This is a genomic window from Deltaproteobacteria bacterium PRO3 (assembly GCA_030263375.1).
Classification (GTDB): domain Bacteria; phylum UBA10199; class UBA10199; order DSSB01; family DSSB01; genus DSSB01.
Genome location: SZOV01000118.1, coordinates 1 through 8,063, shown reverse-complemented (window position 1 = coordinate 8,063; position 8,063 = coordinate 1). Strand labels below are relative to the sequence as shown.

9 protein-coding genes and 1 tRNA gene are annotated in these 8,063 nt (G+C 62.2%); 6 read left to right on the top strand and 4 right to left on the bottom strand.

Annotated features, from left to right (window positions below; translation table 11 throughout):
• Positions 1-155 precede the first annotated feature (155 nt).
• Positions 156-1,226: a hypothetical protein gene (locus FBR05_13580; protein ID MDL1873207.1), complete on the bottom strand. Its 1,071-nt coding sequence runs from the start codon at positions 1,224-1,226 to the stop codon at positions 156-158.
• A gap of 147 nt (positions 1,227-1,373) precedes the next feature.
• Here FBR05_13580 and rlmN point away from each other — a divergent pair, with 147 nt between their 5' ends.
• Positions 1,374-2,465: a 23S rRNA (adenine(2503)-C(2))-methyltransferase RlmN gene (gene rlmN / locus FBR05_13575; protein ID MDL1873206.1), complete on the top strand. Its 1,092-nt coding sequence runs from the start codon at positions 1,374-1,376 to the stop codon at positions 2,463-2,465.
• Here rlmN and FBR05_13570 read toward each other — a convergent pair.
• Positions 2,452-2,700 carry a DUF4911 domain-containing protein gene (locus tag FBR05_13570; protein MDL1873205.1) on the bottom strand — a complete coding sequence of 83 codons (249 nt, stop codon included), beginning with the start codon at positions 2,698-2,700 and terminating at the stop codon, positions 2,452-2,454. The two genes, rlmN and FBR05_13570, sit on opposite strands and share 14 nt — an antisense overlap.
• On the opposite strand from FBR05_13570, the gene FBR05_13565 reads away from it, so the two are divergent.
• The 4 genes from FBR05_13565 to FBR05_13550 all read left to right on the top strand — a co-directional run bounded on the left by FBR05_13565 (position 2,648) and on the right by FBR05_13550 (position 4,925).
• Entirely contained in the window at positions 2,648-3,616 is a 969-nt protein-coding gene (locus FBR05_13565) for a DUF547 domain-containing protein (protein ID MDL1873204.1), read from the top strand. The genes FBR05_13570 and FBR05_13565 overlap by 53 nt on opposite strands.
• A gap of 74 nt (positions 3,617-3,690) precedes the next feature.
• Complete coding sequence (locus tag FBR05_13560; protein ID MDL1873203.1) at positions 3,691-3,897, top strand: AbrB/MazE/SpoVT family DNA-binding domain-containing protein; 207 nt, start codon at positions 3,691-3,693, stop codon at positions 3,895-3,897.
• Complete coding sequence (locus tag FBR05_13555) at positions 3,894-4,268, top strand: type II toxin-antitoxin system VapC family toxin (GenBank protein ID MDL1873202.1); 375 nt, start codon at positions 3,894-3,896, stop codon at positions 4,266-4,268. The genes FBR05_13560 and FBR05_13555 overlap by 4 nt, the downstream gene beginning before the upstream one ends.
• Complete coding sequence (locus FBR05_13550; protein ID MDL1873201.1) at positions 4,269-4,925, top strand: glutathione S-transferase family protein; 657 nt, start codon at positions 4,269-4,271, stop codon at positions 4,923-4,925.
• A gap of 29 nt (positions 4,926-4,954) precedes the next feature.
• Here the strand turns inward: FBR05_13550 and FBR05_13545 are convergent.
• Both FBR05_13545 and FBR05_13540 read right to left on the bottom strand, forming a co-directional pair.
• Positions 4,955-5,031 (bottom strand) — tRNA-Met (locus tag FBR05_13545).
• A gap of 481 nt (positions 5,032-5,512) precedes the next feature.
• Positions 5,513-5,704 (bottom strand): hypothetical protein, encoded by a 192-nt coding sequence (locus tag FBR05_13540; protein MDL1873200.1) that lies wholly within the window; start codon positions 5,702-5,704, stop codon positions 5,513-5,515.
• A 203-nt stretch (positions 5,705-5,907) separates the two neighbouring features.
• Between FBR05_13540 and FBR05_13535 the strand changes: the two genes are divergently transcribed.
• Positions 5,908-7,818 (top strand): hypothetical protein, encoded by a 1,911-nt coding sequence (locus tag FBR05_13535; protein MDL1873199.1) that lies wholly within the window; start codon positions 5,908-5,910, stop codon positions 7,816-7,818.
• The last annotated feature ends 245 nt before the right edge of the window (positions 7,819-8,063 follow it).

The window sequence follows — 8,063 nt, the reverse complement described above, 5'->3', positions numbered from 1 at the left end:
GGCCTCCGCCGAAAAGCCGATATTATATAGGCCTTAAGGTGATCGGCTTTTCAGAGGGTCCCGCTTAGGGACATATCGCCCCCGGCTAGGGGCTCGTGCTGGGAAGAGAAAAGTTTTTACGGGTTATCAATATTTATATTTTTGATTTTCCTACTTCATCCCCCCGGCAGCCTCCGTGGCCGCAGGAACAGGGCCGCGGGTCCGCGCAGGGCGTTGAATTGCAGGTAAAGCCTGGCTCCGTCGCTCAGGCTTTCGAAGGAGGAGGGGCTATCGTGAGGCCCGTCGCGGCTCGTTTGGGCCAAGTGGGCGAGATAAAGCCCGCCGAGGATGCCGACCTGCACCGCGCCTTCATGAAACAGGCGTTGCCGAAGCGTGGCGCCGCGCATCGAGGCGAGGCCCATGCGGCGACGCGCCAACAGGGAGCCGGCCGACATCATCGCCCGCGTTGGCACGAAGAGCAGGTAGGCGTTGCGGAGGTCGCGGTCCAGCGCGTCGGAGCTCCAGTCGAGTTCGCGCCCCTGTAAGGTTTGGGAGACGCGCGAGGCCATGGCGAAGGCGGGGGCTTCCATGGTCACCCCGGCCCAACCGGCGGCCAGTCGAGCGACCGGTTCCCGCGAAATCCAGGGGGCTGGCAGTCCCGCGGCGGCGAAGCGAGCCCGCGTTCGCAGGATTCGGCCCAGGGCCGCGAATCGGATCGTGCGCCCGACGACGCCGGCGACGCCGAAGGCGACCAGATCGCTCGGGTCGAGGGTCTGGCGCAGGAACAGCTCCCCGTAGTCCCGCCAGGTGCCGCGGCCGCTCAGGAAGTCGAGGCGGGCCTGGGCCCGCTCGGCCAGGCCCCGCCGGGCGGGGGCGCAGCCGGAATCGCGGTTGAAGGCGACGACGGTCATGTAGATGCGTCCGGCAATCTCGTAGCGCTCTTGCGTCTCCAGGTCGTGGGCAATGTCCATCAGGCCGGCGAAGAAGGCCTCGGGGTCGCGCTCGCGGGCGAGAGAGAGCAGGGACTCCAAATGGCCGGCGGATTCCGACTGAAGTCGGCTTCTCCCCGTGGCGGGCATGCCGCTCAGCACGCGGCGCAGGTCGGATTCCGCGGCCGCGCCGGACACGGAGAGCCCTTCCTCGTTGCCGGTCAGAATACGGGAGAGCAGAAATGCCGGGGAAATCTCTTCAGAGGGGGCCCGCCAGCAGCCGTTGGCGTCGCGGGTGGAGGGGAGGATCGGGGTCATGGCACAGGCCTTTCGCGTGCCCCGCGAGTGCTCAGAAGTGGTCGAATAGACCCTTATCGGTGGAAGGGATAGGGAGTTGTCAAGCGATTCGATCCCCGCCCGCCCGGGGCGATTGACCGGAAAGCCCATGAAATATATAAGCCTAGCGTGGAGCAACGCCCCAACATCAAGGCCCTGACCCTCGCCCAGCTCGGCCAAACCCTGAAGGATTGGGGGCTGGAGGGCTTTCGCTTCGAGCAGGTCTTCCGCTGGCTCTACCAGAAGGACGCCGCGAGCTTCGAGGAGATGAGCAATCTCTCCAAGGCCCTGCGCGCCAAGCTGGCGGAGCACTTCGTCATCGAGCGCATGACCCCCGTCCAGGTGCAAACCTCGGAGGACGGTACCCGGAAGTTTTTATTCCAGCTGAGCGACAAGGAGAGCGTCGAGAGCGTCCTCATCCCCAACGAGGAGCGCCAGACGCTGTGCATCTCCACCCAGGTCGGCTGTGCGATGGCCTGTTCCTTCTGCCTGACCGGTACCCTGGGGCTGACGCGGAATTTAAGCCACTACGAGATCGTCGAGCAGGTGATGGCGGTGCAGCGCGCGATCGGGCCCGACACCCGCATTACGAACGTCGTCTACATGGGCATGGGCGAGCCCCTGCACAACTTCGATAACGTCGTCGAGTCGGTGCGGCTCTTGATCGACGAGAAGGCGCTCAACTTGAGCAAGAACAAGGTCACGGTCTCGACCAGCGGCCTGGTCCCGCAGATGCTCAAGTTCGGCGAGCTCTTGGACGTCAAGCTGGCGGTCTCGCTCACCGGGACCACCGACGAGATGCGCGACGTCCTGATTCCCGTCAATCGCAAGTACGATTTAAAGACGCTGATGCAGGCCTGCCGCGATTACCCGATGAAGCGGCGCAATCGGATCACCTTCGAGTACACGCTGCTCAAGGGCGTGAACGACTCCCTCGAGGACGCCAAGCGCCTGATCAAGCTCTTGCAGGGCATTCCCGCGAAGGTGAACCTCATCCCCTTCAACGAGTATCCGGGTAGCCTCTACCGGCGCTGCGAGGACGAGACGATGTTCCGTTTTCAGAAATACCTATTGGACCGCCACGTGCAGGCGAACGTGCGCACCAGCCGCGGCAGGGACATCTTGGGGGCCTGCGGGCAGTTGAAGGCGGCGATGGAGCAGAGAAGGTTGCCGAAGCGGCCCTTGGCGTCGGAAGCGGGGTCCGCCCCTATGGCCAACTAGGCGCCCCCTCCGGTCGCGGGACCTCCTCGAAGGCCACCTGCTTTTGCAGGTCCCGCAGCACGGCGTCGATGGTGCCGGCGAAGTCCCGGGCGATCAGAAGTTCGATCACCGGCTTGCCGACCTCGAGGGTGCGCATGACGACCATGCCTTCGTAGGATTCGAGGACCGCTTTGAGGAAGACGATGTCGCTGGGATCGACCTTAAAATTTCTGACCACGATTTCCTTGACGCTCATGTGGGGGATTCTGCCTTTCCGCGCCGTGACGGCGCAGGATATCTTTTCCGCGAAGTCCTACCGGGTGAAGGGCTCGGGCGAGACCGCCGCGCCCAAGCCCGAGCCGGCCAAGGGCCCGCCGCCGATGGGCCTGCCGTCCTCGGTGAGCCAGCTCCCGGAAGGCACCCATGTCTTCGTCCCCTCCGTGCCGGAATACGTCTACCACGAGGTCGCCAACCCGCAGCCGATCGCCGTCCCGAAAGGGCCCCCGCCCGTCTACGTCAACCACGAGGTCTTCGGCAAGATCTTGGAAAAATTCGTCTCCAAGTCGGGTTGGGTCAACTACCGCGACCTCAAGCGCGACAAGGAGGCCCTAGAGAGTCTCGACGCCTACGTCAACGACCTCATGGCGCTCAATCCCTCGACGCTGACCGACCCCCAAGACAAGCTGGCCGCCTGGCTGAACCTCTACAACGCGACGATCCTGCGCGATATCCTCAAGGTCTATCCCGTCGAGAACCTCTTGAAGATCCCCAATTTCTTCGGCAAGCCCCGCTTCAAGGTCGGCGACAAGACCTACTCCATCCTGGACGTCGAGGAGCTGATCTTCCGCCAGGAGCTGCAGGAGCCGCGCACCGTCTTCGCCCGGGTCAACGGCGCCAGCAGCAGCCCGCGGCTGATGCGCGAGGCCTACGACCCGCGCAAGATCGACAAGCAGCTCGAGGAGCGGACGATGGCGTTTTTCAAGGACCCGGCCAACATGCATTACAACGTCGTGGGCAAGACCCTGCTGCTCAACGCGACAGTGGCCTTCTACGAAAAGGATTTTTTGGACCTGCGCGGCTTCTTGGCCAATTATCTGAGCGGGATGGCGCCCAACTATTACCTCTCCTACCTCGGCTACGACTGGAAGCTGAACGACGAGAAGCTGCATTGAGTCCCCGCATGCCTTGACCCCCGAAGATCGACCGTGCTATGCTTTTACCTAAACTCGATCGATACAGGTAACCTATGGCGATTGTTACAGTTTCCTCTAAATTTCAAATCGTGATTCCTCCCTCGATTCGCGAATCTTTGGGCATCAGGCCCGGGGAAAAGATCCACCTGCTTCCCTATCAAAACCGCATCGAGTTCATCCCCCAGCGCGAGATGAAAAAGATGCGAGGCTTCCTCAAAGGCATCGACACCCGCGTCGAGCGAGAGAAAGACCGCGAATGAACGTCGTCGATTCCTCGGCCTGGTTGGAATACTTCGCCGATGGACCTAACGCCGATTTTTTTGCGCCGGCGGTGGAGGCGGTGGATCGGCTCTTGGTGCCCGCCGTCTGCTGTTTCGAGGTATTCAAAAAAATCCTGCGGGAACGAGGGGAGGGCGAGGCGCTTCAGGCCGCCGCCTTGATGCGCCAAGGGCGCGTGGTCCCCTTGGACGAGGGGCTGGCCCTCGAGGCCGCCAAACTGAGCCTGATAAAAAAGCTGCCGATGGCCGACAGTATCGTCCTGGCCACGGCCTGGAGTCATCGCGCCGTGCTTTGGACCCAAGACGCGGATTTCGAGGGGATGGAACCGGTTCAATTCAAGAGGAGGCCTTAGATGCCCGAAAAACTGACGCTCGTGATCGGCAATAAAAATTATTCCTCTTGGTCGCTGCGACCTTGGCTGCTGATGAGGCAGATGGGGATTCCCTTCGAGGAGATCTTGATCCCCTTGTATCGCCCCGAGACCAAGGAGCGCATTTTGATGTATTCGCCTTCGGGCAAAGTTCCGGCCTTGAGGGAAGAAGATCGCGTCGTGTGGGAGTCACTGGCGATCGCCGAGTATCTGGCCGAGATGTTCCCCCGGATGAATCTCTGGCCGGAAGATCCCGAGGCGCGAGCCCTGGCGCGGTCGGTCTCGAACGAGATGCACGCGGGCTTTCACGCGCTGCGCTCCGAGCTGCCCATGAATATCCGGCGCGCGCCGTCCCCCGTGGCGATGAGCGAGGCCGCCCTGGCCGACGCGCGGCGGGTGCGGGAAATCTGGCGGCAGTGCCGAGCGCGCCACGGCGGGGGAGGGCTCTTCCTCTTCGGGCGTTTCTCGATCGCCGACGCGATGTACGCGCCGGTCCTGTTTCGCTTTTATAATTATGCCGTGGATCGCGACGAGGTCGCTTCGGCCTACCAAGAGACGATGTTCGCCTTGCCCGCCCTACGCGAGTGGATCGAAGCCGCCCGCGCGGAGCCTTGGGTGATCGCGGCCTCCGAAAAATAAAAAAGGCGACGGAGATTCCGTCGCCTTGAGGGTAGCGGGGCCAGGATTTGAACCTGGGACCTCCGGGTTATGAGCCCGGCGAGCTACCAGACTGCTCTACCCCGCAGTGAAGTGACGCAGCTTATAGGTTTGCACGAATTTGAAGTCAAGGTTTTCGGGGAAAAGAATTCCCGCGGCGAGGCCACCCTATCAATTACCTATAATTTTACTAAAATTGTCATAATAATAGTTGACTGTTTATAAAAGAGGCCTTAATGTTGCCACAGTCATTACCTTATTTAATTAAAGGAGGGTAAAATGGCTGTTAAGAAGAAGAAAGCGGCGAAGAAGAAACCCGCTAAGAAAAAAGCTGCAACCAAGAAGAAAACGGCTAAGAAGAAAAAGAAATAGTTAGCTCGTTTGGTTGTAACGAGTTTGAAACCCCGTTTCGAGAAATCGAAGCGGGGTTTTTGTTTGTGCGTTTTTTGGTGGAACGAGAATAGGTCGGGAATAAATTTTAAAAAGAAGAAGACAAAAGGGGAGGGGGTGTCGAGCGCTCCGCGTGGAGGGCGACGCCGAAGAAATTTTTCACGAAGGGCAGGAAGGAATCAGTGAACGGTCCGCTTGTCCAAGCCCCCTTCGCCGTTCGACTCTTGGGCCTTGGTGAGGATGATGTTGGCCACTTCGAATTCGGAGCCCTCCAGGGGAATGCCGCTCTCGATCCACAGGCGGTTGAAGCGCTCGGTGCCGATGTCTCCCGAGGCGATCTCGACGCAAAGCTCTTTTAAGACCTTGTCCATGAATCTCCCTCCCAGGAAAAACCGATCAGAGACATATAATTTTGCATAATTTGTTGATATTTTATTAAAAGGTCAAGAAATTTCGCTAAATATCTTTAAATTTCATCCGATTTTGCAATTTAAGGGCGATTTGTAGCCCTTGTCCCGGCCCGAAAAGGCTGTTACAGGCTCCTGGGGGCAAAGCGAGCTAGGCGCGAAGACCAATGACCAGGGCCTTTCCTGTACAATTCGGGCGTTATCTGCTGGTCGACAAGATCGCCTCAGGGGGCATGGCCGAGATCTTCCGCGCCAAGCTGGTGGGCGTGGAGGGCTTCGAGAAAAACGTCGTCATCAAGCGCATCCATCCCTTCTGGTCGGAGCGCCGCGACTTCATCACCATGCTGGTCGACGAGGCCAAGCTGCTCGTCCACCTCAACCATCCCAACATCGTCCAGGTCTACGAGCTCGGCCGCGAGGGGGAGACCTATTTCATCGCGATGGAGTTTGTGGAGGGCGTCGACCTGCGGCAACTGCAGAACCGCCTCAAGGCGCTGGGGCGCCGCATGCCGCCGGAGATCGCGACGGCCGTCGTCCTCGAATCGCTGAAGGGCCTGCACTACGCCCACGAGCGCTCGCTGAAGGAGCGCGGGCGCTTGGATATCGTCCACCGCGACGTCAGCCCGCAGAACATCCTGCTCAGCTTCGAGGGCGAGGTGAAGGTCACCGACTTCGGCATCGCGAAGGCGATGACCCAGACCCACGAGACCCAGACCGGGGTGCTCAAGGGCAAGTACGCCTACATGTCGCCCGAGCAGGCGGTGGGCGCCCCGCTCGACGCGCGCAGCGACCTCTTCGCCTGCGGCATCGTCCTCTACGAGCTGCTCTTCGAGCGCCGCCTCTTCGCGGGCAAGAACGACCTTGAGACCCTCGAGAACGTGCGCCGCGCGCAAGTGCCCTGGCCCGAAGACGACGCAGGAGTCTTTCCCGGCCTGCGTGAGGTCTTGGCGAGGGCGCTTCAGGTCCGCCCGGAGGACCGCTTCGCCACCGCCGAGGATTTCGCCGAGGCCTTGGAGGCCTGCCTTCCAAAAGACAAGCGCGGCGGCCGACGTCGTCTCTCCGCCTTCCTCGAGGAGGTCTTCGCGGAGGAGATCCGCGACCGGCGCCGGCAAGGGGAGGAGATACGGCAAAAGACCGAGAGCTTCTTGAGGCAGACCCAGGCCGGGCCGCCGGCGGAAGAGGAGACGGTTTCGCTGGTGGAGGCGCCGACGGAGCACGAGCCGCGGCCCGCCAGCCCCTTGGCCGCGCCGTCGCCCGTAGCCTCGAACGCCGAAAGAACGCCTTCATCCGCGGTCTCCGAGTCGGGCCGATCCGCACCGCAAGCCCTGACCGCGGTATCCGCGAAGGCGCGACCCCGAAGGCTCGTGCGCGGGGTCGCCGCTTTGGCCTTCCTGACGTTGGTCGGCCTCGCTTACGCCGCTTGGCGCCATTGGCCGCGTGCCGGCGGCGAGGGGGCCGTCGTCACCGGCGGGGCACAGGTCGTCGCAGCGGCCCCAGCGCCTGCGCAGCCTTCAGTCCCGGGCGACTCCTTGGCCGCGGCTTCCGCCCCGACTCCCGCGTTGGCCGTCGCTGAATCCCGGCCCGGCTTGGCGTCGCCTTCCACAGCGCCGCCGGGTCCGCTCTTGTTCAAGGCCACGCCGGCCGCCGCCCAGCTTCGAGCCCAGTACCCCGGCGGCGAGCAGAGCGGGGTAGGGACCCTGAGGCTCGAAGGCCTCGCCGCGGGGACTCCGCTCCAAGTCAGCGCCTCCCTGGCGAGCTATGAGCCCCAATCAAAATCCCTGAAGGTCTCCCAAGACCCTTCGCCCCAAGAGCACGTATTTAAGTTGGAAAAGAAGGCCCCCGCCTTCGGCGGCCTGCGCGTCAACGCGGTGCCTTGGGGGCGGGTCACCGTGCCCGGCCTGATCGGCGGCAGTGAGACGCCGGTCGTGCGCGGCAAGGTCCCGGAAGGAAAATACGCCGTTTCGGTCAGCAACTCCGCCTTGGGCAAGACCCTGCGCGCGACCGCGGTGGTGCGCGGCGGCAAGACCACCCACTGTCACGCCGATTTCGAGGGGCGCGGGGCCTTGAGCTGCCGTTGAATCCGCGGAAACATTCTCCTTGGCCGCGGCGCGTGGATCGGACTATCAGTCGGCCTGGACAAGACGCGCTCCGGTCCAAAGCGGCCGGGGCCGGATCCGCCCGAATCTCCGCGTTTTCAGTTCCCGGCCTCGCGTGACTGGAACGAAACGGCGATCGGCGCCGATGGAATCGACGACCCTATGAAAAAGTTTTTTTTGGCCCTGACCGCCCTCTACCTCGCGCTCCCGGTCAACCTGATCGTCAT

Excerpts from the sequence above, each read along its gene's own strand:
- FBR05_13560 (MDL1873203.1), top strand. The coding sequence starts at position 3,691 with ATGGCGATTGTTACAGTTTCCTCTAAATTTCAAATCGTGATTCCTCCC.
- FBR05_13565 (MDL1873204.1), top strand. The coding sequence starts at position 2,648 with ATGTCGCTGGGATCGACCTTAAAATTTCTGACCACGATTTCCTTGACG.
- FBR05_13550 (MDL1873201.1), top strand. The coding sequence starts at position 4,269 with ATGCCCGAAAAACTGACGCTCGTGATCGGCAATAAAAATTATTCCTCT.
- FBR05_13580 (MDL1873207.1), bottom strand. The coding sequence starts at position 1,226 with ATGACCCCGATCCTCCCCTCCACCCGCGACGCCAACGGCTGCTGGCGG.
- FBR05_13555 (MDL1873202.1), top strand. The coding sequence starts at position 3,894 with ATGAACGTCGTCGATTCCTCGGCCTGGTTGGAATACTTCGCCGATGGA.
- FBR05_13535 (MDL1873199.1), top strand. The coding sequence starts at position 5,908 with ATGACCAGGGCCTTTCCTGTACAATTCGGGCGTTATCTGCTGGTCGAC.
- FBR05_13540 (MDL1873200.1), bottom strand. The coding sequence starts at position 5,704 with ATGGACAAGGTCTTAAAAGAGCTTTGCGTCGAGATCGCCTCGGGAGAC.
- FBR05_13570 (MDL1873205.1), bottom strand. The coding sequence starts at position 2,700 with ATGAGCGTCAAGGAAATCGTGGTCAGAAATTTTAAGGTCGATCCCAGC.